The organism is Pseudomonas sp. FYR_5 (assembly GCF_043106315.1).
GTDB classification, from domain to species: domain Bacteria; phylum Pseudomonadota; class Gammaproteobacteria; order Pseudomonadales; family Pseudomonadaceae; genus Aquipseudomonas; species Aquipseudomonas putida_Y.
Window position 1 is genome coordinate 90,431 of record NZ_JBICMK010000071.1, and the last position, 21,456, is coordinate 111,886.

Genomic DNA, 21,456 nt, shown 5'->3' on the forward strand with positions numbered 1-21,456 from the left:
GCAGCCTTCCAAGTCGAAACTGGATCATGCTTGGCTTGCTTGCTGAAACAATCCGCGCACGACGTCCCTCAACCATCGATTTCCATTGTCCTGATGATATCGGGCATGCCAATGCTGTTTGACCGTGAACCCCTCCACTTCGAACGGGCAGTCATGGACCTGTAGCCCATGCATATCGGCCAGTGTCTGCCCGATATGCCGCGGCAAGGTGCCTAGCAGATCGGTAGTCCCGATTATCATCCCTAACCCGAGAAACGCTGGCAGCTCCAGCATGATCCGCCGTTCGATCCCGGCCCGCGCCAATCCCGCTTCCAGCAGCTTTTGCCCGGTGCCGAAACTGATCTGCACATGCCCCTCGGCCCGATATCGCTCCAGGCTCATGCCATTGCCCAGGCGCGGATGCTGCGGATTGCTCAGGCACACCCAGTCCTGCTCGAACAGCACCTGCTGGTACATCCCCCCTCCCAGCCAGGGCACGAAGCCGATGGCCAAGTCCGCTTCACCCGATTCCAGCGCGCTCTCGGTATTGCCGTCGATCCGCGCTGCCTCCAGGCGGATGCCCGGCGCATGGCTGCGCAGATAGTTGAGGATGCTTGGCAGCAAGGTGATATGGCTGGCATCGCTGACACACAGGCGAAAACGCCGCTGCGCCGTGGCGGCGATGAACTGCGGCTCCCAGGCGGTCAGCCGGCGCAGCGATTCCAGCACCTCGCGGCACGGCCCTATCAGCTGATCGGCGCGCGGGGTAGGGGCCATGCCGCCCGGCGTGCGCACGAACAGTGGGTCGTTCAATTGCTCGCGCAGGCGCGCCAGCCAGATGCTGATGGTCGGCTGGCTCTGCCCTAGCTGTTCGGCGGCGCGGGTCACACTGCGGCATTGGTACAGCACGTCGAACAGCTGCAGCAGCTTGGGTTCGGGCAGGGCTTCCTGGGTAGCCATCATTGCGATTCTCAATAGTCGTATTGAGGCCATTGTATAGCGCAAATAATCCCTGCTGCATAAGGTGACCGCAAATCACAGGAGGTCTGCGACGTGAAAATTTGCATTCTGGGCGCCGGTGCACTGGGGTGCGCCATTGGCGCAGCCCTGAGCGAGGCAGGGCATGAAACCTGGCTGCTGAACCGCGGCCGCGCGCACGTCGAGGCGATGAACCAGCACGGGCTGCGGGTGCAGGACGAACGGGGCGAGCGCTATGTACCGGTCAACGCGGCCATCGAAGCCGAAGACGTTGGCGTGACCGATTTGGTGGTGGTGCTGGTGAAGTCGTTTCACACCGCCGAGGCCATAGCCGGCGCTGTCGCGCTGATCGGGCCGCAGACGCTGGTGCTGTCGCTGCAGAACGGCCTCGGCCACGAGGACATCCTGGCCGAGGCGGTGGGGCGTGAGCGGGTGCTGGCTGGCAAGACCTATGTCGGCGGCGTGCTGCTCGCGCCGGGCTCGGTCCGCGCCGGTGTCGTCGGCAAACAGACTTTCATCGGCGAGCTCGACGGCCAGCTGACGCCGCGCGTGCAGGCCATCGCCGAAGCGTTCAACCACGCCGGGCTAGCCACCACGGTCAGCGACAACATCCTCGGCACCATGTGGGACAAGCTGCTGGTCAACGTCGCCACCGGTGCATTGAGCGGCATCACCATGCTCAGCTACGGCCAGCTATACAGCGAGCCGCTACTGGAAAGTACCGCCAAGGCCGCTGTGGCCGAGGCCATCGCCGTGGCCGAGCGCGCCGGCATCCGCTTGAGCCTGACCAGCCCCGAAGCTGCCTGGACACTGGCCGCCGAAGGCCTGCCGGCGAGCTTCCGCACCTCGATGCTGCAGAGCCTGGAAAAAAACTCGATCACCGAAATCGACTTCATCAACGGCTCCGTCGTGCGCTGGGGCCAGCGCCATGGCGTGGCCACGCCGGTCAACGCGACCCTGGTGGCCTGCATCAAGGGTATCGAGCGCGCCATGGCCGATCAGCAGAAGAGGGAAACCCCATGAGCCAGCCAAAAGCCTACCTCGAACACGTGGCGTTCTGGGTGCAGGACATTCAGTGGCATATCCGCTTTTTCAGCGAGGTGTGCGGCATGACCATGCGTGAAGTGCAGGGTGACGTCGAGCAACCGGCGCAGTACTGGACACTCGGCGGCCTGCAGTTCATTCACCAGCCGGACTTCGCTGGCCCGGAAGGGCGCCTGGCGCACCTGGGCATCATGTGCGAAGACCTGGAAGCGGCGCTGGCCGCCGCCCAACGCTTTGGCGTCAGTGAGATGCCCCAGGGCCGCAACTGGCTGCGCCTGCCTGATGGCCTGGCGGTGGAGTTCATCCAGGCGCTGCCGGCCAAGTGCGTAGCCCAGGCACTGGCCATCGACCCGCGCGCGGAGGTGCAGGCATGAGCGTGATTGAAAAGTACTGGGACGACGCCCGCGAAGGCGATGAGTGCATCAGCCCGACCTACACCGTGACCCGCGAACGCATCCTGGCCTACGCCGACCTCACCGGCGACCACACCCCGGTGCATGTCGATGAGGCCTACGCCAACGCCAGCCACTTTGGCTGCCTGGTCGCCCACGGCCTGTTCGGGCTGTCGATCGCCGACGGCCTGAAGACCCAGTGCGAGTACCGCTTCCTACCGGGTATGTCGCTGGGCTGGACCTGGGACTTCGTGCTGCCGATCAAGGTCAACGACGTGCTCCACGTACGCATGCGAGTGGGTGCGATGCGCCCGAGCAACAGCCGACCTGGCTGGGGCATCGTGGTGTTGCCTTCGGAACTGATCAACCAGCACGGCGAAGTCGTGCAACGTGGCGAGCACCGGTTGATGGTGCCGCGGAGGGCAGCAGCATGAGCCAGGCATTGCCATTGGCGGGTATCCGCGTCGTTGATTACAGCCACTTCCTCGCTGGCCCCTATGTCGGCCGTTGCCTGGCGGCGCTCGGCGCAGAGGTGATCAAGGTCGAGCGGCCGGGTAGCGGCGACGCTGGCCGCCAGCACGCGTTCACCCTGGACGACCAGCAGAGCGGCTATTTCCTGCAGCTGAACATGGGCAAGCAGGGCGTCAGCGTCAACATGAAGGACCCGCGCGGCAAGGCGTTCATGCAGCGCCTGACCGATTCGGCCGACGTGTTCATCGAGAACTACCGCCCCGGCGCCCTGGACAAGCTGGGCCTGGGCTACGCCGAGCTGTCGGCGCGCAACCCGCGCCTGGTGTACTGCTCGATTTCCGCCTACGGCCATACCGGGCCGGACGCCCACCGCGCCGGATTCGGCCTGATCGCCGAGGCCAAGAGCGGGATCATGCAAATGGTTGGCGTGCCGGGCGAGGCACCGCCGCTGCTGCGTATTTCCCTGGGCGACATGTACACCGGCATTCACGCGGTGGCGGCGATCAATGCCGCGCTGCTCGGCCGGGTGAGCAGTGGCCGTGGCCAGCATATCGACATGGCGCTGTACGACACCCTGGTGTCGATGCACGAATACGCGGTGCAGTGTTACACGCTGTCCGGTGGCACTGTGTTGCCCCAGCAGACCGGCCACGACATGCCCACCTCGACCCTGTACGGCGTGTTCCGCGCTGCCGACGGCGACCTGGTGATCGCTGCCCAGGTCGACGATGCCTGGCAACGCTTCGCGGCCATGCTCGAAGCCAACGGCGGCCCGCCCGGGTTCGGAAGCGACCGCCGCTACCACAACCTCAACGGCCGCAACGCCCACCGTGAGGCGATCCTGGCGGTGGTCCGCGACTGGGTCGGCGCGCGTCGGGTGGCCGAGATCCTGGCGTTGCTCGATGCCATCGACATCCCCAGTGCCAAGGTCCAACGCATCGACGAAGTGCTGGCCGATCCGCAGATCCAGGCACGCAACATGGTCATCGAGCAGCAGCACCCACGCTACGGCACGCTGCGCCTGCCCAACCTGCCGTTCCGCTTTTCCGACTGCGACACCACGATTCACCAAGTAGCCCCGGACCTTGGCCAGCACAACGCCGAAGTGGCCGCCGGGCTTGGCTTCAGCCCCGAAGAAATCGTTGCCCTGCAGGCAGACGGTGTACTGTTCACCCACGGAGATGCACGATGAGCGACCGCTACGCAGTGATCGGCCGGCCGATCAACCACACCAAATCCCCGCTGATTCATGGCCTGTTCGCCCAGGCCAGCAACCAGCAGCTGGAATACGGGGCCATTGAAGGCTCGCTGGAAGACTTCGAAGCCCAGGTGCTGCAGTTTCGTAGCGAAGGCGGGAAGGGCATGAACATCACCGCCCCGTTCAAGCTGCGTGCCTTCGAACTGGCCGACCGGCGCAGCGAGCGGGCGCAACTGGCACGGGCGGCAAATGCGCTGAAGTTCGAGGATGGTCGCATCGTCGCCGAGAACTTCGATGGCATCGGTTTGCTGCGAGACATCGAGCAGAACCTTGGCGAGCCGCTGCGCAACCGCCGTGTGCTGCTGTTGGGCGCTGGCGGCGCGGTGCGCGGGGCGTTGCTGCCGTTCCTGCAGGCGGGGCCACGTGAGCTGGTGATCGCCAACCGGGACATGGCCAAGGCGCTGGCGCTGCGTAACGAGCTCGATCACCCGCTTCTGCGCATCAGCCGCTACGAAGCGCTGGAAGGGCAATCGTTCGACATCGTGGTCAACGCCACCTCGGCGAGCCTGACCGCTGACTTGCCGCCACTGCCGGCTGATGTGCTGGGCGAGGCGGCCTTGGCCTACGAGCTGGCCTATGGCAAAGGCCTCACGCCTTTCCTGCGCCTGGCCCGCGAGCAGGGTCAGGCGCGCCTGGCCGATGGCGTCGGCATGCTGGTGGAGCAGGCCGCCGAGGCGTTTGCCTGGTGGCGCGGGGTGCGGCCCGACACATGTGCGGTGATCGATCAGCTGACGATTCCCTTGGAGTAGGTCGATGGTCGCCAATGTACTGATGCTGCATGGCATCAACCACAACATGTTCGGCAAGCGCGACCCGCGCCAGTACGGCACCGCGACCCTGGCCGACATCGACCAGGCGTTGCAGGCCCTGGGCGAAGAGCTGGGGGCGCAGGTCGAGAGCTTCCAGAGCAACTTCGAAGGCGCCATGTGCGAACGCATCCATCAGGCCTATGAGGACCGGGTAGATGCCGTGCTGATCAATGCCGGTGCCTGGACCCATTACAGCTACGGCATTCGTGATGCGTTGGCCATTATCGAAGTGCCGGTGGTTGAAGTGCACATGTCCAACATTCATGCCAGGGAGCCATTCCGCCATCACTCGGTATTTGCCGAGGTGGTGCGCGGACAGATCTGCGGGTTTGGTGTCGAAACCTACCTGCTGGCGCTGCGTGCAGTGATGAGCATGGTCTGAGCAGGGTGCAGGGGGGATCTGCGAGCGGGTTTACACGCGAAGCAGGTGACGCGGGGCATGCGGCGACGGTTCCTGAAGTGACCGTAGGTGTGGCGGGTGTCGTGCTGCCTACCCATCCAGCATGGATGGAAAGCCAGTAGCGACTTCCGTGACTGCATAGTACGGTCCGCCTTCAACAAGCCACCCGGTTCGTTGCCTCCAACCCCACGGACCGGGGCTCTCATGACCTGGGAGGTCGAATGGAAGTCGCTACAACGATCAGTCAACAAGAACTGGATAACGCCTTGGTCGCGTTTGCACGCTACAAGATCGGAGAAATCAAGATCTTCGACCTGGAGCAGGCAATGAGCTTCGAAGCAGGCCAAGCCTTGTCCCAAAGCGGGCTGGTCCGGTTCTCAATTACCAAAATGGTGTCAGGACGTTATCGCATCAGCGATGAAGGGGAGAACGCCATCACAGAGGCTGGGCGGGATCGCCTCGAGGTGATCCGCGCCTGACCATAGGTCCAGCCTTGCGAAGGCCGCAGTCGCGTTCTGCGGCCCTGTCGTGTCATATCACTTTCACCGCGCGACCAATGAACTTCACCGGCCCTGTCGGCAGACCGGTCGGCGAGCCACCGGCTTTCTCCAGCGTCAGCTCGAACAGTTGATTGGCCTCCAGGGGTGGCAAACTTTCCAGCGGAACTCGATAGGGTTCGCCCGGTTTGACCAGGCCAAGCGAAACCGGGGCGCGCCATTGCTCGCCCTTGGTCCAGAACTGCAAGGCCATGCCGTCGGGGACCGTGTCCTGGCCCAGCGGCAGCAGTTCGATCATGTGGCTGTCGCTGGCCTGCACCACCCAGCCGGGGGCCTGGCTGTTCGGCGCCACCAGCACCACCAGGTATTCCGTGGTAGAGGGGGGCGTGGTCAGCAAGGTAAACGCCAGCAGCAGGCTTGCAGCCAGCCCCGCGGCGCTGAGCCCTTGCCACAGGCCGAGGCGTTGCCACAAGCGAGTCTGCGTGCGCGATGCGGGTAGCTCATCGAGGCTGCGCTGGATACGGCGCCACAGACGGGGGCTTGGTGGCTGCGGGGTAGACAGCGCGGTCAGCTCCAGCAGCCGGGCCTCCCAGGCATCCACGGCGGCGCGGAGCGCGGGGTCGGTACGCAGGCGTTCGGCCGCTGCGGCATATTGCTCCGGCGACAAGGTCCCCAGCACATATTCCCCGGCGAGGCTGTCCAGTTCTTCGGCAGAATCGGGCTTCATTCCAGACACTCCCGTAGCGCTTTGAGGCTGCGTTTGATCCAGGCCTTGACAGTGCCCAGTGGCGCGCCCAATAAACCGGCTATCTCGGCGTGGCTGCAGCCGTCCACGTAGGCGTGCAGGATGCAGCGCTGCGGTGCGGGCTGCAGTTGTTCAAGGCAGCGGTAGATCTTTGCTGAGCCGGACCAGAGGTCAAGGTCATCAACCCTCCCGTGCAATGTTGACGCAGTTTCGGTGTCGGCATCGGTCAGTACAGTTTCACGGCGGGTATCGCGTATCGAATTCAGTGCCAGGTGGCGGGTAATGCTGTAGATCCAGCCTCGAGCCGAGCCGCGCGCCGGGTCGTAGCTGGCAGCGCAGGTCCAGATGCGGATGATCGCATCGTGGACGATGTCTTCTGCGGTGGCGTCGTCACGTGCGATACGCCGGGCAACGCCAAGCAGGCGCGCGCCTTCGTGATCGTAGAGCGCCTGCAGGGCCCGCCGGTCACCCTGTGCACAGGCTAACAGGCAGCGGTGGAAGTCGAAGGGGGTGGCCGGCGAGTTCAACGTGTGTGGCTTCCTTGTGTAAGGCAAGGTACCCCGGCCATCCAGCCGGGGGCTTGCCATCGAGCGTAGATCATCACTCGCAGGGCGTAGGCTCAAGTGCGCTTCACTTGGCTGTCCAGAACACATAGTCAGCCTGGTACTGGACGATCTGCCTGGCACCTTTGTTCTGCGCCGTGCAGTCGATTGACGGCGCCACACCGCCGCGGGTGGCCAGGCGCTGGATATAGCTGACCCCCTGCATGGCGCCTTTGCCCTCGGCCGGGTTGGCCTTGACCAGTTGATAAGGAATGGCGCCTTTGTCCGCTGGTGCCACTGCCAGCTGGGTGCCGGTGACTTTCGAGCCATCCTTGGCCTGCCAGGTAGCGGGTGGGCCAAAGTAGTCGCCCACCTGTTTACCGGCACGGTCATTGAGCACTGCCTTGGGGCCGACGAAAGTCCATTCGGTCTGACCGGGGGTGTTGGCCTTGTCGCGGCACTCGTAGGTGATCTCGCCGACGCCGACGGTTTCGAGCAGGACCCGATGACCATCAGGGACTTTGACCGATTCTGGCAGCGCGGACTGGGCGTGGGCGGGTGGCAGCGCAAGGGCGAGGCTGCAGGCAAGCACACAGGCGGAGTATTTGAAGTTCATGGACAGTGCTCCTGAAAGTCATTGGGCTGGGCAGTCAGAGGCCGCCCATTAGCAATACCCGCCAACGGCCGGGCTGGATGCACTGAATGAAAAAAATATGCGTAGCGCGATGAGCCTGCCTGTGCTCGCCTACAATCTCGAACGAATCATGAGCATCTTCGCCATTGCAGGACGGCGTTAATGCTCGCACCCCGCCAACCCCATGAGGACACTGCAGATGAAGCGTTTGTTACTAGGCCTGTTGTTCACCGCGTCGGGCGTTGCCCATGCCGGTATTCCGCTGTTGAATGCAACATGCCCCGGAAATATCGAGGTCCATGCCGATAAAGGCGGGCCCGTCTACATCAATGGCAAGGAGGCCAAGCTGAAGAAATTCAATGACAACTATTTCGAGGCCAAAGGCGGCGGGGTAACGGTATCGTTGTCGATCAACCCGGACGGCTCGCCTGACGTCTCGTATACCGGCAAGAACAAAGCCAATGGCGTATGCCAGATCAAGGACTGACTGCGCGATTGCGCGGTTGGGCTGGCGCAGTGTCAGCGGGCTGCATCAGGGCGCTGGAACGGGAATTGCTGTGACCCCTGAGACATTGATCATGCGGGGTACGCAGACATGACTCAGGATGACCGCTATTACATGATTTTCAGCGTGGTTGCTGTGCTGGTACTGGATTTGGCGGCGACTTATGTGTTTCTCAATGCCATCCCCTGACCCCGGTTATGGGGTAGGCCTTACTCGTAATCGGGGGCAAGGCAGGGCGTGAGGGAAACGCCCCGAAACCTATATAGCTAACAAACCTGATGCACGGTCGTCATGGCGCAGTAACATGGGCACACCAAAACCAAAAAAAGGGCAGGCTGCTTGGCAACATTTCCCAGTTTTCGATGGGGCTGCAGGAGCGTGTCGCATGAGAAACTCAAGATCGCTAGCAGGCGCACTACTTGTGTCCGGGGTAGCCACGTTGTTCACGGCAGGCTGCGCACAAAACCCTGATGTGCGTGACAGCCACGATTATACGGCTGGCACTACCATGAAAAGCCCGCCCGCCTATCTGGGCTGCGTCAAAGGCGAGCTACAAGGGAATGTGAAAACCTATGAAGTCGAGGGTGATAACACGGTCAGGCTTTTCGTCGAAAGCACTGACCCCGACAAGGCAGAGGGTCTTGTAGAGTTGCGGGGCACGGGAAGCGAGCGCCACTTCACGGCCTATCAACGTGATGCCTGGTACGACCATGGCAGGTTGCTGGATGCTGCACTGATGTGTTCAAAAGCGTAAATCTCAGACCCAAGTCAAAAAGCCCGCTGTCGAGAGCGGGCTTCTTGTCTGAGGGGCGAATAACCTTGCGTGCCCAAGAAACGGCCTATGGCTTGAGCAGCGTTGTTTTTTGCATTTGCCGGCCCCGCCCGTAATAATCGATGCATTTGGATGGAGAGTCGCAGGTGGAAGCAAGAAGCGTAGTCGCCGAAATGTTCATTGGGATTCCGACGCATTTCTGGGTTTTGCCTGTTGCCGGCCTGGTGGCCTACTACGGGCTGAAGTGGTCCGCCAGATCCAGTAAGCGTGCCACCCTGCTACAAGCCTCGACTTACCTGTTATTGCTGACGCTGGCAGTTCTGCCCAACGGCTTTTATGCACTGTTTCCTCCTGCGCCCGAGCCTGATGTGCTATTGAATCAAACGCCGTTGACCAACTATGCAGGGCGCTTCTACCTGGATGCGTTCTATGTCTTCAGTGGCTGGGCGCTGAGCAAAGTGGTCAAGTTGAAGTTCAGCTGAGTCTCAGTTCGCTACCTGATGCGCTGACGGGATCAGTAATTGCATACCCCTTTGAAACCGGCGCATCTGGGGGATACGGCAATGCTCTCTGAAGATCAGTACATCATGTTTGTGATTGTCGGCAGTGTGCTGGTCCTGGATATAGCAGCCATCGTGTTGTACAGGGGAGCCAAGCCCTGAGCCCGCGTTTGGTTCGCAATGGGGCCGGAGCATCATGACGACTTCAGCTTTTCTGCTGTACCTGCAGCACCGAACCCTTGTCGTCAGTTGCCAGCAATCCGCCGGCGTCGGTGTCGTCTGATTGTCGCTCGGCAAGTGGTACGTCCGGCGAGCGAAAGAGGCTACGGCCTTGTTCACCGGTTTTAAGGGTGACGAGTTTGCCATTCTGATAGAAGAACTGAGTGTGGTTGGCGTTGGTTTGCATGGTCTGAAGCCCCTGCCGAGTCGTGGTGTGATGTCCCTCGGGAGTTTCACTGTTGCGGCGTGCCCCCGGCTACTGGCAGAAATATCAGGTGCGCTACACTGTCCCCGCTTGGGCGCCGTCCTGCAGCAAGACTTTGGTTGATTAGTAACGCGGCGTCACCGCCGTTAGAATGCAGCCTATCCATAACGGTCGATTGCAAATGCCTGACTTTCGTATTTTTATCGCCACGGTGTTGGTTGCCAGCCTCGCCGGTTGCGCAACCCCTGGCAAACCCACAGCCAGCAAACTTACCCAAAAGTCGCCGCAGCAGTACGCCGCCTGTGTCCTGCCCAAATGGCAGGCGCTGGCACCCCAGGCCACGCAGAAGTCGATAGCCCACGGCTACCGGCTGACGGCGCCAAGCGCCGTGGCAAGCGACGATGTGCTTGACGTAGTCGAAGCTCGTGAGGGCAGCCGCGCGACCTTCTACAAGGGCAGCTTTCTATCTGGCGACAAATTACGCCAGGCTGCCAAGGAATGTCTGGACTGAGTCAGTAACCCGAGCTTGCTGAGCCGCGCAGATCTCCTGCGGTTACCCCGCCTCATCCCGCTTGTTCAAATGCTCGCACTTCACCTGCGCCTCCTTCCGGCTCGCGTAGCTGGGCTTGAGCCGCTCCTTTGCCTGATTGTCATAAATGTCGAACCCTCCACAAACGGTAGCGGCGTAGTAGCGGCTGCCTACGCGGAACGACTCCTTTTCGATCGGCACAGCGGGAACGATAACGAATCTTGGTTGCATTTTTCGTGCCTCCCCAGGCAGATGTTTAAGTATTAGTCTCGCCAGTGGTAAGCATCAAGCAGGCTCATGACGAAAGGCCTTAGTACCCGTCCGTCACCATCGGTGATGGTTATCGCTATTCCTGATCCACAGTAGGGGAACACTTTTTCACCGGGGGGCTGTCATGGCACTTGGATAAGCCGCTATTCGCTAGGCTGAAACCCCGCCAAGCAAGGGATTGGCGGTTGACTGAAGTTCAGCTAGGTAAAGTTAGGTAAAAGCGGCGGCGGCATATAAACTGATCAGTCTTGTGGTTTGTACTGTCCGGTTAAAGATGCCATTGATGAACACACATCCGTTGCAGCCAAGTGCTGAACGCGGGGCGTTCGCCCATTTCGAGGCGTGTCGCAATACCCAGCAAGGCCCCGTGGTGATCCTTGCCTCCGGCGCTTCTGCCAAACAGTTTCCACTGGGCGAGTTTGCGCATTTGCCCATCATCGCCATGAATGGCTCGGTCGCCATGACTGCCGAACACGGCATCAAACCCTTCTTCTACGTGTGCACCGACAAAAGCTTTTGCCAGCAACAGCCGGCCTTGTTCGCCACTGCCGTGCGCGACAGCGAACGCCTGGCCCTGTGGCCAGAGCAGTATGCGCGTGCCGATGTGCCAGCCCACACCCAGTGTTATGCCTTGCAGAAAGCCGTCACGCCGGGGCTGCTGGACGGTTTGCGCGGACATGGTGACAGTTGTGTGTGCAACCGTGCTCTGTGGAGCAAACGCAGCCGCTCCATCGCCTTCAGCAAAAACCTGGCCCACGGTTTCTTCGATGCTCGCACAGTAGCTTATGTGGCCTTGCAACTGGCTTATCACCTGGGCTTTGAAGAAGTGTTGCTGGTAGGGGTAGACCTCGATCAGAGTGCCGGGCGCTTTTACGAAAACGGCCAAGGGCAGTGTTCGCCGTGCGGGCTCGACCAGCATTGGGACAGCCGTATCCTGCCGTCGCTGAAGCTGATGGCCAGGGAAGTGGTCAACGAGCATTTCCACGTCTACAACCTGTCGGCAACATCACGCATTCCCGCTGAACTGATCCCCAAGGTCACGCTCAGCCAGGCGCGGCACATTGCTGGCTGCGCAGTTACCTGAGCAAGAAAGCGGGTGCATGAAAGACTGTGGATGCGTACAGTTGGGCGGTCGCAACTTGCAGGAGCCTGCTATGTCCAGCGCATTCACGATCATGCCATCGCCCGTCGGCATGCTGACCCTTGTGGCCCGTGGCAATTGCCTGGCAGCCGTATTGTGGGAAGAGGAACGGGAAAACCGCGTACGCCTGGGCGCACTGCACCGGGACGACCAGTGCCCGGTACTGCGGGAAACCGCTCGCCAGCTGGGCGAGTACTTTGACGGCAAGCGTCAGCGTTTCGAGCTGGCGCTGGACTTTGCCGGTACTGAGTTCCAGCGCCAGGTGTGGGCCGCGTTGCTGGCGATACCGTTCGGCGAAACCCGCAGCTACAGCGACATTGCCCGGCAGCTCGGCAACCCCAGGGCAGTACGCGCGGTTGGCGCTGCCAATGGCCGCAACCCGATTTCGATCATCGCTCCCTGTCACCGGGTAATCGGCGCGTCGGGCAGCCTGACCGGCTTTGCCGGTGGCCTGGCGGCCAAGCAGTACCTGCTGGCGCTGGAAGGGCGGCAAAGCCTGGCGCTGGACCTGTAAGGCGTCAACCGAACCCGCTGGCGATCAGGCAGGCCAGCACGGCCAGCACCGAACCGGCGATCAGGGTGTATTGCCGCCGCGCCTGACGTGCGCGGGGCTCGACCTCACGCAGGTACTCGCCGGGCGTAGGCGCATCGGGCCGATGGCGCAATCCCTCGGCCACATCGGCGAGTTGACCCTGAATCAGCAAACCGACCAGGTAGTAGGTGCAGGCGTAGCTCAGCAACGCTAGAAACAGATAGATCATGCAAGGTACGGGTCCAAGGGCAGGGTGATCGCACTGGCACTGCGGGTGTCGAGTACGATCAGGCCTTCACTGTGGTCATCCAGGCTGGCCAGCAACTGCCCCTGGCTGTCCCATGCGGCAGAACCGCCGGCACCGATGAAGGTGTCGGCCGGCCCCACGCAGTTGGCCATCAATACCGGCATGCCCAGCTCGCGTGCCACCTCTGGGTAGTGCGCATATCCCTCGCGGATACCCTTGGCGTTTTTCGCAACGCTGACCAGGTACAGATCGGCACCGCGCTCGCGGGCCACGGCGGCATGCGCCAGGAACATCGACTCGTAGCAGATCGCCGGCGCCACCCGGTGTTCACCTACCTCCAGCAGCAATGCCTGATCACCTGAGGTGAAATAAGGCAGCTCATCATCATGCAAGCGCTGCTTGGCATAGGCCTGGCGCGGCGCCCCAGGGCAGAAGATGGGCATGCCGATGCGTATGCCGTCGGGTGTCGGCAATGGCAGGCCCACGGCAACCGTAATGCCCAAGCGGTCGCACGCCGCCTGCAGCGGGTCCAGGCGCGTGGAGGTGACGGGTAGGGCGGCCTGACGCGCCACACTCGGCTCATAGCCGGTCAGTGACAGCTCGGGAAACACGACCAGTTCGGCACCCAGGGCAGCAGCCTGCTCGATGCAAACCAGATGGCGCTGGAGGTTGGCTGGCAAATCGCCCTTGAGCGACGCCAGTTGTACGGCGCACAGTTTCATCAAGACCCTTCCTTGGTAGAGGTTCAAGTACCGAGCATACTATTGGCACCAACGCCTGTACCAGTGAAGGGTTTTCAGGAAGCCTCGAGTGCGCAACGCAACGCACCAAGATCCGCGCAGCCGCGGTGCCTTGTGCCATGCTGTCCAGTGACAGCGCCATGAGCAGGGCACGCGCGAGGCGGGCATGGTGCCACCAGCAGAGGAAGACGGTAATGGCACGGTTTCGGCGGCTGATCGCCAATATCCGGGGACGGGACCTGGCGGTGGGCGATATCCATGGTCACTTCCAGCGCCTGCAACAATGCCTGGATGCGGTAGGGTTCGATCCGGCGGTGGACCGCCTGTTCAGCGTAGGTGACCTGGTCGACCGTGGGCCGCACAGCGAGGCAGCGCTGGAATGGCTGGCCCAGCCTTGGTTCCATGCCGTCCAGGGCAATCATGAGGCCTTGGCAATCACCCGCGTGCGCGGGGGGCGGCTCGACCTGGGCATGTACCGCGCCGCCGGCGGTGGCTGGTTTCTCGACTTGCCGCGGCGCGAGCAACTGCGTTTCGTGGAGCGTTTCGAGCAGCTGCCGATTGCCATGGAAGTGGAGAGTGCAGACGGGCTGGTAGGCCTGCTGCATGCAGACAGCCCGTTTGCCGACTGGGCAGTCTTACGCTCCTGGCTGGAACTGGATGACGACCCTGACGTGCGCCAAGTGTGCCAGTGGTCGCGTCGGCGCCTGAAAGAGGGAGACACCCAACCGGTGCAGGGCCTGCGAGCCCTGCTGGTCGGCCACACCCCGGTGCTGGAGGCCAAGCTGCTGGGCAATGTGTGGCACCTGGACACGGGGGGCTGGTCCAGCGGGCATTTCACCTTGGTCGACATGCGCACCTTGCAGCGGGTCAGCCCTGGGCCAGATGCAGCAACAACGCCCCTGCCAACAACACCAGCATGACCCCCGAGGCCCGCTCCAGCCACGCCAGGCTGCGGGCGAATCGCCGCAGTACCCGCTGGTTGCCGATGGCCACGGCGACCAGCAAGTCCCAGAGCAGGACGATGCTGAACATCCATACGGCGTAGGCCGTTTTCCAGCCGGGGCTGACGCTGGCGACCATGCTGGCCAGGCTGGCATAGAACAGCGCGTTCTTGGGGTTGAGGATGCCGGACAAGAAGCCCATGCCCAAACTGCGCCACCAGCCATGCACCCGCTGGCTGCCGGTGACTGTGCCCAGGCTGGTTTGCCCGGCATGGCGCAGGAACAGCACGCCGATGTACAGCAGGTAGCTGGCGCCGGCCAGTTGCAGGGCGGTAAATAGCAGGCTGCCCTGCTGCAGAACCGAGAGCCCGGTGAAGGCGATGACGATGAACGCACCGTTGGCCAGTGCTATGCCCAGGCAGGCGCCGCTGGCGATGCGCCAGCCGCTGCTGATCGCGTTGCGTGCGACCAGGAAAAAGTCCGGGCCAGGTGAGAGCAGGGCAAGGAAGTGGGCCAGGGCGATGATCATGAATTGTTGCATTGGGGGCTGCTCTACGGAAAAAACCGCAGTCTGCTGCCGGGCCCGTTCTGGCGTATTGAACAATATTGCACCTGCAGCAGCCTTCAGTTTCCGCGGTACTGCCCCGGCGTAACCCCCACATGGGCCTTGAACACCCGCTGGAAATGGCTCTGGTCAGCAAAGCCAAGCTGGTAGGCCACTTCCGCCAGGGCCAGCCCTTCACTCAACAGTTGCCGCCCACGATTGACCCGGGCATTGAGCAGGTAGGCATGCGGCGTGAACCCGGTAGCCGCACGAAACGCGCGGATCAGTTGATAGCGCCCAAGCCCCGCCTCCCGCGCCAACACCTCCAGGCTCAATTGGGCAGGATCCTGGTGTTCGATGTGTGCAAGCAACCCGCTCAAGGTGGCGGCTTCCAGGGCGGGGGCCGCTGCCAGCGGTGGGTGTGCGGAAACGTCCAGGTCCCCCAGAAAGGCAATCAGCGCCGCATCTTTCTCGCCGTTGCAGGCACTGGAAAACAGTAACCTGTTCAGCGCGCAGAACTGCCGATATACCTCAGCCTCCCTGCAGATACGCACCGGTTCGCCAGCTTCGATACCGCCAAGGCCCGACTCCAGGCGTAACTGCGTCAGCCAGTCGGCATCCACATGCAGCATCTGATAGCTCCACGCCAGGCCGGGGGCCGGGTTGCAGGCATGCACGCGGTGGGCCGGGACCAGTACCAGCGTGCCGGGTGCCAAGTGATGCTGCCCGTCGGCAGCCCCGGTGAAATGGCTGCGGCCAGCATCCACCGCACCGATGGAAAACGTCGGGTGGCTGTGGGCCTTGTAGCAGGCCCGGCTGTGGCAGGCGCGCCGGCTTTCGACATGTGGCAGGGCCGGATCGCGCCACAGGTCGGCGTGGGAACGGGGCATTACAGGCTCCTCGGTATTGCCGGCAGGTTAACAGGTACCGTGAACCCGTACAGTTTTTATCGCTGGCTGTTACTTGACCGCAGGGCCCGGAACGCGCCGAAATAGAGGGCTGTTGTCAGAGGAAAACGAGAATGGACCTTTCAAGCCTGCTGCTTTTCATCCCCGCCTGCTTCGCCTTGAACATGGCGCCAGGGCCAAACAACCTGTTGTCACTGCACAACGCCAGCCGTTACGGCCTGCGCACCGCCTGCGTGGCCGGCGGCGGCCGTATCCTTGCCTTCTGCGGCATGATCGCCCTGGCAGCGATGGGCCTGGCAGTGGTGTTGCATACCAGCGAATACCTGTTCCTGGCCATCAAGGTGGTGGGCGCGGCCTACCTGTTCTACATCGCCTGGCAACTGTGGCGCGCACCCGTGAGCGAGTCCGTGGTGGCAAGCGATCACCCAGGCGGCACTTGGCGCCTGGCGCGCCAGGAGTTCTGGGTGGCGGCCGGCAACCCCAAGGCCATCCTGATTTTTACCGCCTTCCTGCCGCAGTTCGTCTCGGTCGGTAGCAGCACCCCGGTGAGTGAGCAGTTCCTTTGGCTGGGTGTGTTGTTCCTGCTGCTGGAATGGGCGGCCATTGCCATCTATTCAGGCCTGGGCGTCTATATGCAGCGCTGGTTCAGCCAGCCCGGCCCACGCCGGATGTTCAACCGGGTCAGCGCGTCCTTGCTGGGCTGCGCGGGTCTCGGTCTGCTGGCTGCGCGCCGCTAGAACTGCCAGCGCACGCCCAGGTTCACGCCGCTGGCTTCCTGCTGGCGGCTGTCCAGGTTGGCGGTGTACTGCACGCCGCCATGCAGGCTCAGCGCTTCGTTGACCTGCGCTACCACACCGCTTTCCAGTTGCACTGAGGTATAGCGGTAATCGGTCTTGATCTTGTCAGCGTCATCGAAGGTCAAGGTGTCGCGCCCACCGTCGCCGTGCCACAGGTTGACCTGCGCATAGGGCTGTAACAGGCGCCCGCTGCTCCCCGTGAACGCACCCTCCAGGCGCAGGCCCAGGCGGCCGGTCAGCTCGACCTGGGCGTCATGACTGATATGCGAGACGCTGTCGCTGGCGCTGTCCAGCGCGACCTTTTGCGCAATCAGTTGAGCTTGCGGTTCCACGCGCCAGCGCTCGGACAGGGTGATGGGGTAGCCCGATTCCAGTGAAGCTGTCCAGGCGTGGCCGTCGAGGTTCAGCGTGTCGCCACGATCGGAGCGGGCGCGGCCATCCAGGTGGGTGTACTGCAACACCGCGTCCAGGTACGTGCCCTGTGGCCCGACCAGCGTCCAGTAGGTGCCCACGCTATCGCCATCGAGCTTCAGGTCGCCCACGCCGCGGTTGTGAACGGCCAGGGCAAACCCTTTGACGTCGGCGTCCAGGCGGCTGTGGCTTACGTAGATACCAACATGCTGGCGGTAACCATTCTCGCCAACCTTGGCATACAGATCCTGGCCCACCTTGAAACCGTACAAGTCGCCATCCAGGCTCGGGCTGACCGTGCCGCTCCATTGCTGGCGCAACGCGCCACCGTAGGCTTGCCCCCAGCTGGCGGGCAGGGCGCCTTCACCCTGGAGTAACAGATGGTCGCCCTGGCGCTGGTGAAAGGTGCCCAATGCCTGACGGGCGATGATCGCGGCACCCCGTGGCGCTGCGGCATAAACCGGGACCTCGGGGCGGTACAGTGGCAGGCTTTCGCCCTGCACTGGGGCAGGCAGCTCGGCCTGGCCGGGCGCGGGCGCAGCGACGGGCGGGGTGACGGCCGGGGCGATCACCGGCGCCTCGCCCGGTGCCGGCACAGGGGCTGGAGCGGGCGGCGCAACCAGCGTCGAGCGCAGGTACCAGCTGTTTTCACTGCCAGCAGTGACACCCCCTTTGAACAGCCGATAGTCGTAGGCACCGGCCGATAGCCTCTGGGGCTGTACAAAGGCGGTGGCCGTGCTGGTGGCGCCGCCAAGGGCTTCGACCACCTGGATGCCGTTCTGCGCAGTCGCTGCACCTGCGCCGTTGAGGTTGTTGATGAGCACCTGTGTAGAGCCAGCGATCGCGCCGCGGCTGATCACCAGGCGATCGGAAGCAGCGCCATCGCCGGCCAGCACGCTGTTCAGGCGCAGGGCGCCGTTGTTGCCGGTGTAATCGCCCTCGATGCTCAAGCGGCCCATGGCATCATTGCCGGCGGTGAGGTCAAGTGTGCCTGCGTTGCTGATTGCGGCGCGCTGGCCTGGGGCAAACGCAGTGATCACCCCTTGGCGTGAAGTGATGCTGCTGCTGGCGTCGAGGGTGAGGCTGCCCGTGCTGCTGTCACTGTCGCCCAGTACCAGCGTGTCATCCAGTGCCAGCCGGCTGCCGTTGTTCAGCGCCACGCGCTCCCAGTTCACATAGTGGGCACCGCCTGCCGGCTGGCTGGCATCGAACGTCAGGCTGTCGTTACCTCCGCCGCCGTCCAACGTGATACTCAGTACCTCGGGCGTGAGGCCTTTGAGCAGTGCCGTGTCATTACCTGGCCCCGCATCCACGCGCCCGCCAATACGGCCACCGTCCCAGGTGAAGCGGTCGTTGCCAGTGCTCAGCAGCACATCACCACCAACCTGGCCGCCATGCATCAGGACCTGGTCATCGCCACCGCTGACGCTGATATTGCCGCCGATGTTGCCATCGAAGACTTCGATGTAGTCCTTGTCGAAGGCCGCGATGACGTTCCGGTCGACACTGCCGCCATGCATGATGAAGGTGTTCTCGTCCAGCCGCATGTTGACGTTGCCGATACGCCCGTCGTCCATTTCGGCATAGTCGCCGCTGTCGAACGTGCCCTTGATCCAGCCACCGGTCATGTGAAAGGTGTCCAGGCCATCACCCTGGTTGAGGTTGCCTTCGATGACGCCGCCGCTCATGGCGAAGTCATCGATGCCGGCGCCCTGGTGGATGTTGCCGCCAACGCTGCCAGAGGCCATGTCGATGCTGTCTCTGCCGGCGCCAAAGGTTACGTCGCCGGTGATGGCGCCGCTACCGGATGCCGGGAATACCAGGCGGTTATCACCGCTGGAGTCCACCAGCGAGGGCGCAGTGCCGCTGTCACAGGTGTAGGTGTCGTTACCCGGGCCGGGTGAGATGGTGCAAGCCGCGTGTGCCGCGGGCGTGACTATGCCCAGCAGCGGCAGCGAACCCAGGGTCAGCATCAGGCGTAGACGCATCAGGAAAACCTCCATTCACCAGGGGGACCTGCGCACCACGCGTGGTGTGCAGGGTTACCGGGGTTGTATAGAGGAGTGCGTCACGATCACAACTGGCAAAAATGTCAGGTGGCAAAAGGCTAGCGCATTAGTCGCGGTAGAACGTTTGCACCAGGTGGTAGCCGAATTTGCTCTTGATCGGCCCGTGTACCACACGCAAAGGCTTCTTGAAAATCACCTGGTCGATGGCACCGACCATCTGCCCTGGGCGGATTTCGCCCAGGTCACCACCCCGCTTGCCGGATGGGCAAAGAGAGAACTTTTTGGCGAGCACGTCGAAAGCCTCGCCGTTGGCGATGCGCTGCTTGAGCTTTTCGGCTTCGTCAGCGGTCTTGACCAGTATGTGGCGGGCTTGGGCTTTCATGGGCTACCTGTGTATCGGGAAAAAAGGCGGCATTATGCCTGATTGAATCCAGCAGAAGCGATCGTGCCTGAATGGCCGCGATGAATGTCAGCTCTTCAGCTCTGCGCGATCGCGAAACTGCTCCAGTGCCTCCGGGTTGGCCAGGGCATCGGTGTTCTTCACCGGCCGCCCATGCACCACATCGCGAATCGCCAGTTCCACCAGCTTGCCACTGATGGTGCGCGGTATGTCGCTGACCTGGGCGATCACCGCCGGCACATGGCGGGGTGTGGTGTACTGGCGTATTACCTGGCGGATGTGCTGGCGCAAGGCTTCATCCAGCTGCAGGCCTTCTTGCAGGCGCACGAACAGCACCACCCGCACATCCCCGTTCCAGTCCTGGCCGATGGCCACGCTTTCCACAACCTGTTCGACCTTTTCCACCTGGCGGTAGATCTCCGCCGTGCCAATGCGCACACCGCCCGGGTTGAGCACGGCGTCGGAGCGACCGTGGATCACCATGCCCCCGCTGGCACGCTGCTCGGCGTAGTCGCCCTGGGCCCACACCCCCGGAAACTGGCTGAAGTAGGCATCGTGGTAACGGCGGCCGTCCGGGTCGTTCCAGAAACCGAGTGGCATCGAGGGGAAGTTGCGCGTGCACACCAGCTCGCCTTTTTCGTCCACCACGGGCTGACCCTGCTCGTTCCACACCTCCACCGCCATACCCAGGCCCTTGCACTGGATTTCGCCGCGACGCACAGGCAGGGTCGGGTTGCCCAGCACGAAGCAGGAGACGATATCCGTACCGCCCGACATGGACACGAGCCACAGGTCGGCCTTGATCTTGTCGTACACATAGTCATAGCTGTGCGGTGACAGCGGCGAACCGGTGGACATCAGCAGCCGCAGGCTGGTCAGGCAGTGGCTGGTGGCGGGTTCCAGGCCTGCCTGCTCCAGTGCCGCCAGGTACTTGGCGCTGGTACCGAAGGCGTGGATACCCTCGGCCTCTATCAGGTCCAGAAGGCGCTCGGGGCCCGGGTGGAACGGCGAGCCGTCGTACAGCACCAGCGTGGCACCCACCGCCAGGCCACTGGCCAGCCAGTTCCACATCATCCAGCCGCAGGTGGTGTAGTAGAACAGCACGTCATCGGCCTTCAGGTCGTTGTGCAGGCCGTGTTCCTTGAGGTGTTGCAACAGCACACCTCCGGCGCGATGGACAATGCACTTGGGCACCCCGGTGGTGCCACTGGAATAGAGGATGTACAGCGGGTGGTCGAACGGCAGCGGGGTGAAACGGGGCTCGCCGCCGGGCTGGAAGAAGTCATCCCACAGGCTGACGTTGGCTGCCTGGAATTCGTCGGCACGGGTGCCTTTGCGGGTATGGGGCACCACGATCAGTTGCTCCAGGCCAGGCAACTGCGCGCACACCTGGTTGACCTTGGTCACCTGGTCGATGGCCTTGCCCGCATACTGGTAACCGGCGCAGACGATCAGCAGCTTGGGTTCGATCTGGCCGAAGCGGTCGATGATGCCGTGCACGCCGAACTCGGGCGAGGAGGTAGACCAGACCGCGCCAAGGCTGGTGCAGGCGAGCATGGCCACCAGTGTTTGCCAGGTATTGGGCATGATGGCCGCTACCCGGTCGCCCGGGACGATACCTGCGGCCTTGAATGCCGTTTGCAGCCCGGCCACCTGTGCGGCCAGTTCAGCATGGCTGAACACTTCGCGTTGGCCGTCTTCGCGTACGGCGACCACGGCCGGGCGGTCGTCGCGGCGGCGCAGCAGGTGTTCGGCAAAGTTCAGGGTGGCATTGGCGAACCACTGTGCATCGGGCATCTGCGGCCCTTCGCTGAGCACCTGGCTGGGCGGGGTATGCCAATGCACGTGGAAATACTCGGCAAGGGTTTGCCAGAAGGCGCCGCGCTGTTCGATGCTCCAGCCGTGCAGGGCCTGGTAATCGTCGAGTTGCAGGTTGTAGCGCAGGTTGACCCGGCGGCGGAAGGCATCCATCCGGCTGGCCTCGATCTGCGTTGTGGACGGGCGCCAGAGCACATCGTTCATGCCGAATCTCCTTTA

At 62.8% G+C, this 21,456-nt stretch carries 28 protein-coding genes; 15 read left to right on the forward strand and 13 right to left on the reverse strand.

Features of this window, described 5'->3' with window-relative positions; translation table 11 throughout:
- Positions 1–24: 24 nt before the first annotated feature.
- Positions 25–939: a LysR family transcriptional regulator gene (locus ACF8RA_RS11755; protein WP_392461112.1), complete on the reverse strand. Its 915-nt coding sequence runs from the start codon at positions 937–939 to the stop codon at positions 25–27.
- A 93-nt stretch (positions 940–1,032) separates the two neighbouring features.
- On the opposite strand from ACF8RA_RS11755, the gene ACF8RA_RS11760 reads away from it, so the two are divergent.
- From ACF8RA_RS11760 to ACF8RA_RS11790, 7 genes are all read left to right on the forward strand, one after another.
- Positions 1,033–1,980 (forward strand): ketopantoate reductase family protein, encoded by a 948-nt coding sequence (locus tag ACF8RA_RS11760; protein WP_392461084.1) that lies wholly within the window; start codon positions 1,033–1,035, stop codon positions 1,978–1,980.
- Positions 1,977–2,375, forward strand: a complete 399-nt coding sequence (locus ACF8RA_RS11765; RefSeq protein ID WP_010953899.1) for a VOC family protein — start codon at positions 1,977–1,979, stop codon at positions 2,373–2,375. Before ACF8RA_RS11760 ends, ACF8RA_RS11765 begins: the two co-directional genes overlap by 4 nt.
- Entirely contained in the window at positions 2,372–2,827 is a 456-nt protein-coding gene (locus ACF8RA_RS11770; RefSeq protein WP_004576665.1) for a MaoC family dehydratase, read from the forward strand. Before ACF8RA_RS11765 ends, ACF8RA_RS11770 begins: the two co-directional genes overlap by 4 nt.
- The gene (locus tag ACF8RA_RS11775) at positions 2,824–4,056 is read left to right on the forward strand and encodes a CaiB/BaiF CoA-transferase family protein (RefSeq protein ID WP_021785591.1); all 1,233 of its coding nucleotides are present in this window, start codon (positions 2,824–2,826) and stop codon (positions 4,054–4,056) included. Before ACF8RA_RS11770 ends, ACF8RA_RS11775 begins: the two co-directional genes overlap by 4 nt.
- On the forward strand, positions 4,053–4,871 hold the full coding sequence (gene aroE / locus ACF8RA_RS11780; RefSeq protein WP_392461085.1) for a shikimate dehydrogenase: 819 nt from the start codon (positions 4,053–4,055) through the stop codon (positions 4,869–4,871). Before ACF8RA_RS11775 ends, aroE begins: the two co-directional genes overlap by 4 nt.
- Before the next feature lie 4 nt (positions 4,872–4,875).
- Positions 4,876–5,313, forward strand: coding sequence for a type II 3-dehydroquinate dehydratase (aroQ, locus tag ACF8RA_RS11785; RefSeq protein WP_176684575.1), 438 nt, complete (start codon positions 4,876–4,878; stop codon positions 5,311–5,313).
- 239 nt (positions 5,314–5,552) lie between these two features.
- The gene (locus ACF8RA_RS11790) at positions 5,553–5,810 is read left to right on the forward strand and encodes a hypothetical protein (RefSeq protein WP_021785589.1); all 258 of its coding nucleotides are present in this window, start codon (positions 5,553–5,555) and stop codon (positions 5,808–5,810) included.
- Between the two features lie 52 nt (positions 5,811–5,862).
- Here ACF8RA_RS11790 and ACF8RA_RS11795 read toward each other — a convergent pair whose 3' ends face one another.
- The 3 genes from ACF8RA_RS11795 to ACF8RA_RS11805 form a co-directional block, all read right to left on the reverse strand.
- Positions 5,863–6,555 carry an anti-sigma factor domain-containing protein gene (locus tag ACF8RA_RS11795; RefSeq protein WP_392461086.1) on the reverse strand — a complete coding sequence of 231 codons (693 nt, stop codon included), beginning with the start codon at positions 6,553–6,555 and terminating at the stop codon, positions 5,863–5,865.
- Positions 6,552–7,100 carry a sigma-70 family RNA polymerase sigma factor gene (locus ACF8RA_RS11800; RefSeq protein ID WP_392461087.1) on the reverse strand — a complete coding sequence of 183 codons (549 nt, stop codon included), beginning with the start codon at positions 7,098–7,100 and terminating at the stop codon, positions 6,552–6,554. Before ACF8RA_RS11800 ends, ACF8RA_RS11795 begins: the two co-directional genes overlap by 4 nt.
- Before the next feature lie 103 nt (positions 7,101–7,203).
- Positions 7,204–7,731, reverse strand: a complete 528-nt coding sequence (locus tag ACF8RA_RS11805) for a DUF3455 domain-containing protein (RefSeq protein WP_209966283.1) — start codon at positions 7,729–7,731, stop codon at positions 7,204–7,206.
- Between the two features lie 217 nt (positions 7,732–7,948).
- Here ACF8RA_RS11805 and ACF8RA_RS11810 point away from each other — a divergent pair, with 217 nt between their 5' ends.
- The 3 genes from ACF8RA_RS11810 to ACF8RA_RS11820 all read left to right on the forward strand — a co-directional run bounded on the left by ACF8RA_RS11810 (position 7,949) and on the right by ACF8RA_RS11820 (position 9,508).
- Complete coding sequence (locus ACF8RA_RS11810) at positions 7,949–8,236, forward strand: hypothetical protein (protein ID WP_209966281.1); 288 nt, start codon at positions 7,949–7,951, stop codon at positions 8,234–8,236.
- Between the two features lie 403 nt (positions 8,237–8,639).
- The gene (locus tag ACF8RA_RS11815) at positions 8,640–9,008 is read left to right on the forward strand and encodes a hypothetical protein (RefSeq protein ID WP_392488234.1); all 369 of its coding nucleotides are present in this window, start codon (positions 8,640–8,642) and stop codon (positions 9,006–9,008) included.
- 191 nt (positions 9,009–9,199) lie between these two features.
- Positions 9,200–9,508 carry a hypothetical protein gene (locus tag ACF8RA_RS11820; protein WP_392461113.1) on the forward strand — a complete coding sequence of 103 codons (309 nt, stop codon included), beginning with the start codon at positions 9,200–9,202 and terminating at the stop codon, positions 9,506–9,508.
- Between the two features lie 223 nt (positions 9,509–9,731).
- On the opposite strand, the gene ACF8RA_RS11825 is transcribed toward ACF8RA_RS11820, so the two are convergent.
- Positions 9,732–9,932 carry a hypothetical protein gene (locus ACF8RA_RS11825; protein ID WP_176684569.1) on the reverse strand — a complete coding sequence of 67 codons (201 nt, stop codon included), beginning with the start codon at positions 9,930–9,932 and terminating at the stop codon, positions 9,732–9,734.
- Positions 9,933–10,101: 169 nt separating this feature from the next.
- Here ACF8RA_RS11825 and ACF8RA_RS11830 point away from each other — a divergent pair, with 169 nt between their 5' ends.
- Positions 10,102–10,461, forward strand: coding sequence for a hypothetical protein (locus ACF8RA_RS11830; protein ID WP_176684568.1), 360 nt, complete (start codon positions 10,102–10,104; stop codon positions 10,459–10,461).
- Between the two features lie 42 nt (positions 10,462–10,503).
- On the opposite strand, the gene ACF8RA_RS11835 is transcribed toward ACF8RA_RS11830, so the two are convergent.
- Positions 10,504–10,710 carry a hypothetical protein gene (locus tag ACF8RA_RS11835; protein ID WP_392519177.1) on the reverse strand — a complete coding sequence of 69 codons (207 nt, stop codon included), beginning with the start codon at positions 10,708–10,710 and terminating at the stop codon, positions 10,504–10,506.
- A 322-nt stretch (positions 10,711–11,032) separates the two neighbouring features.
- Here ACF8RA_RS11835 and ACF8RA_RS11840 point away from each other — a divergent pair, with 322 nt between their 5' ends.
- The gene (locus tag ACF8RA_RS11840; RefSeq protein WP_392513771.1) at positions 11,033–11,833 is read left to right on the forward strand and encodes a lipopolysaccharide biosynthesis protein; all 801 of its coding nucleotides are present in this window, start codon (positions 11,033–11,035) and stop codon (positions 11,831–11,833) included.
- Positions 11,834–11,903: 70 nt separating this feature from the next.
- Entirely contained in the window at positions 11,904–12,404 is a 501-nt protein-coding gene (locus ACF8RA_RS11845) for a methylated-DNA--[protein]-cysteine S-methyltransferase (RefSeq protein WP_004576657.1), read from the forward strand.
- Positions 12,405–12,408: 4 nt separating this feature from the next.
- Here ACF8RA_RS11845 and ACF8RA_RS11850 read toward each other — a convergent pair whose 3' ends face one another.
- Together ACF8RA_RS11850 and ACF8RA_RS11855 are read right to left on the reverse strand one after the other, a co-directional pair.
- Positions 12,409–12,651 (reverse strand): hypothetical protein, encoded by a 243-nt coding sequence (locus ACF8RA_RS11850; RefSeq protein WP_176684565.1) that lies wholly within the window; start codon positions 12,649–12,651, stop codon positions 12,409–12,411.
- Complete coding sequence (locus ACF8RA_RS11855) at positions 12,648–13,391, reverse strand: carbon-nitrogen hydrolase family protein (protein ID WP_392488232.1); 744 nt, start codon at positions 13,389–13,391, stop codon at positions 12,648–12,650. The genes ACF8RA_RS11850 and ACF8RA_RS11855 overlap by 4 nt, the downstream gene beginning before the upstream one ends.
- Before the next feature lie 212 nt (positions 13,392–13,603).
- Here ACF8RA_RS11855 and ACF8RA_RS11860 point away from each other — a divergent pair, with 212 nt between their 5' ends.
- Positions 13,604–14,329, forward strand: a complete 726-nt coding sequence (locus ACF8RA_RS11860) for a serine/threonine protein phosphatase (protein ID WP_176684563.1) — start codon at positions 13,604–13,606, stop codon at positions 14,327–14,329.
- Here the strand turns inward: ACF8RA_RS11860 and ACF8RA_RS11865 are convergent.
- Together ACF8RA_RS11865 and ACF8RA_RS11870 are read right to left on the reverse strand one after the other, a co-directional pair.
- Complete coding sequence (locus tag ACF8RA_RS11865) at positions 14,277–14,891, reverse strand: LysE family translocator (RefSeq protein WP_176684562.1); 615 nt, start codon at positions 14,889–14,891, stop codon at positions 14,277–14,279. The genes ACF8RA_RS11860 and ACF8RA_RS11865 overlap by 53 nt on opposite strands.
- 83 nt (positions 14,892–14,974) lie before the next feature.
- Positions 14,975–15,784 (reverse strand): AraC family transcriptional regulator, encoded by an 810-nt coding sequence (locus ACF8RA_RS11870; RefSeq protein ID WP_392513772.1) that lies wholly within the window; start codon positions 15,782–15,784, stop codon positions 14,975–14,977.
- Positions 15,785–15,915: 131 nt separating this feature from the next.
- Between ACF8RA_RS11870 and ACF8RA_RS11875 the strand changes: the two genes are divergently transcribed.
- Positions 15,916–16,539: a LysE family translocator gene (locus ACF8RA_RS11875; protein WP_176684560.1), complete on the forward strand. Its 624-nt coding sequence runs from the start codon at positions 15,916–15,918 to the stop codon at positions 16,537–16,539.
- On the opposite strand, the gene ACF8RA_RS11880 is transcribed toward ACF8RA_RS11875, so the two are convergent.
- The 3 genes from ACF8RA_RS11880 to ACF8RA_RS11890 form a co-directional block, all read right to left on the reverse strand.
- A complete protein-coding gene (locus ACF8RA_RS11880) occupies positions 16,536–19,013 on the reverse strand; it encodes an autotransporter outer membrane beta-barrel domain-containing protein (RefSeq protein ID WP_392519179.1) in 2,478 nt (825 codons plus the stop codon). The genes ACF8RA_RS11875 and ACF8RA_RS11880 overlap by 4 nt on opposite strands.
- Before the next feature lie 112 nt (positions 19,014–19,125).
- Positions 19,126–19,401, reverse strand: coding sequence for a peptidylprolyl isomerase (locus ACF8RA_RS11885; RefSeq protein WP_010953969.1), 276 nt, complete (start codon positions 19,399–19,401; stop codon positions 19,126–19,128).
- Between the two features lie 87 nt (positions 19,402–19,488).
- Positions 19,489–21,441 carry an acetoacetate--CoA ligase gene (locus tag ACF8RA_RS11890; protein ID WP_392519181.1) on the reverse strand — a complete coding sequence of 651 codons (1,953 nt, stop codon included), beginning with the start codon at positions 21,439–21,441 and terminating at the stop codon, positions 19,489–19,491.
- Between the last annotated feature and the right edge of the window lie 15 nt (positions 21,442–21,456).

Bases quoted from the DNA above. Each gene is read 5' to 3' on its own strand.
- ACF8RA_RS11755 (WP_392461112.1), bottom strand. From the start codon at position 939: ATGGCTACCCAGGAAGCCCTGCCCGAACCCAAGCTGCTGCAGCTGTTC.
- ACF8RA_RS11765 (WP_010953899.1), top strand. From the start codon at position 1,977: ATGAGCCAGCCAAAAGCCTACCTCGAACACGTGGCGTTCTGGGTGCAG.
- ACF8RA_RS11770 (WP_004576665.1), top strand. From the start codon at position 2,372: ATGAGCGTGATTGAAAAGTACTGGGACGACGCCCGCGAAGGCGATGAG.
- ACF8RA_RS11775 (WP_021785591.1), top strand. From the start codon at position 2,824: ATGAGCCAGGCATTGCCATTGGCGGGTATCCGCGTCGTTGATTACAGC.
- aroE (WP_392461085.1), top strand. From the start codon at position 4,053: ATGAGCGACCGCTACGCAGTGATCGGCCGGCCGATCAACCACACCAAA.
- aroQ (WP_176684575.1), top strand. From the start codon at position 4,876: ATGGTCGCCAATGTACTGATGCTGCATGGCATCAACCACAACATGTTC.
- ACF8RA_RS11790 (WP_021785589.1), top strand. From the start codon at position 5,553: ATGGAAGTCGCTACAACGATCAGTCAACAAGAACTGGATAACGCCTTG.
- ACF8RA_RS11795 (WP_392461086.1), bottom strand. From the start codon at position 6,555: ATGAAGCCCGATTCTGCCGAAGAACTGGACAGCCTCGCCGGGGAATAT.
- ACF8RA_RS11805 (WP_209966283.1), bottom strand. From the start codon at position 7,731: ATGAACTTCAAATACTCCGCCTGTGTGCTTGCCTGCAGCCTCGCCCTT.
- ACF8RA_RS11810 (WP_209966281.1), top strand. From the start codon at position 7,949: ATGAAGCGTTTGTTACTAGGCCTGTTGTTCACCGCGTCGGGCGTTGCC.
- ACF8RA_RS11815 (WP_392488234.1), top strand. From the start codon at position 8,640: ATGAGAAACTCAAGATCGCTAGCAGGCGCACTACTTGTGTCCGGGGTA.
- ACF8RA_RS11820 (WP_392461113.1), top strand. From the start codon at position 9,200: ATGTTCATTGGGATTCCGACGCATTTCTGGGTTTTGCCTGTTGCCGGC.
- ACF8RA_RS11825 (WP_176684569.1), bottom strand. From the start codon at position 9,932: ATGCAAACCAACGCCAACCACACTCAGTTCTTCTATCAGAATGGCAAA.
- ACF8RA_RS11830 (WP_176684568.1), top strand. From the start codon at position 10,102: ATGCAGCCTATCCATAACGGTCGATTGCAAATGCCTGACTTTCGTATT.
- ACF8RA_RS11835 (WP_392519177.1), bottom strand. From the start codon at position 10,710: ATGCAACCAAGATTCGTTATCGTTCCCGCTGTGCCGATCGAAAAGGAG.
- ACF8RA_RS11840 (WP_392513771.1), top strand. From the start codon at position 11,033: ATGAACACACATCCGTTGCAGCCAAGTGCTGAACGCGGGGCGTTCGCC.
- ACF8RA_RS11845 (WP_004576657.1), top strand. From the start codon at position 11,904: ATGTCCAGCGCATTCACGATCATGCCATCGCCCGTCGGCATGCTGACC.
- ACF8RA_RS11850 (WP_176684565.1), bottom strand. From the start codon at position 12,651: ATGATCTATCTGTTTCTAGCGTTGCTGAGCTACGCCTGCACCTACTAC.
- ACF8RA_RS11855 (WP_392488232.1), bottom strand. From the start codon at position 13,391: ATGAAACTGTGCGCCGTACAACTGGCGTCGCTCAAGGGCGATTTGCCA.
- ACF8RA_RS11860 (WP_176684563.1), top strand. From the start codon at position 13,604: ATGGCACGGTTTCGGCGGCTGATCGCCAATATCCGGGGACGGGACCTG.
- ACF8RA_RS11865 (WP_176684562.1), bottom strand. From the start codon at position 14,891: ATGCAACAATTCATGATCATCGCCCTGGCCCACTTCCTTGCCCTGCTC.
- ACF8RA_RS11870 (WP_392513772.1), bottom strand. From the start codon at position 15,784: ATGCCCCGTTCCCACGCCGACCTGTGGCGCGATCCGGCCCTGCCACAT.
- ACF8RA_RS11875 (WP_176684560.1), top strand. From the start codon at position 15,916: ATGGACCTTTCAAGCCTGCTGCTTTTCATCCCCGCCTGCTTCGCCTTG.
- ACF8RA_RS11880 (WP_392519179.1), bottom strand. From the start codon at position 19,013: ATGGAGGTTTTCCTGATGCGTCTACGCCTGATGCTGACCCTGGGTTCG.
- ACF8RA_RS11885 (WP_010953969.1), bottom strand. From the start codon at position 19,401: ATGAAAGCCCAAGCCCGCCACATACTGGTCAAGACCGCTGACGAAGCC.
- ACF8RA_RS11890 (WP_392519181.1), bottom strand. From the start codon at position 21,441: ATGAACGATGTGCTCTGGCGCCCGTCCACAACGCAGATCGAGGCCAGC.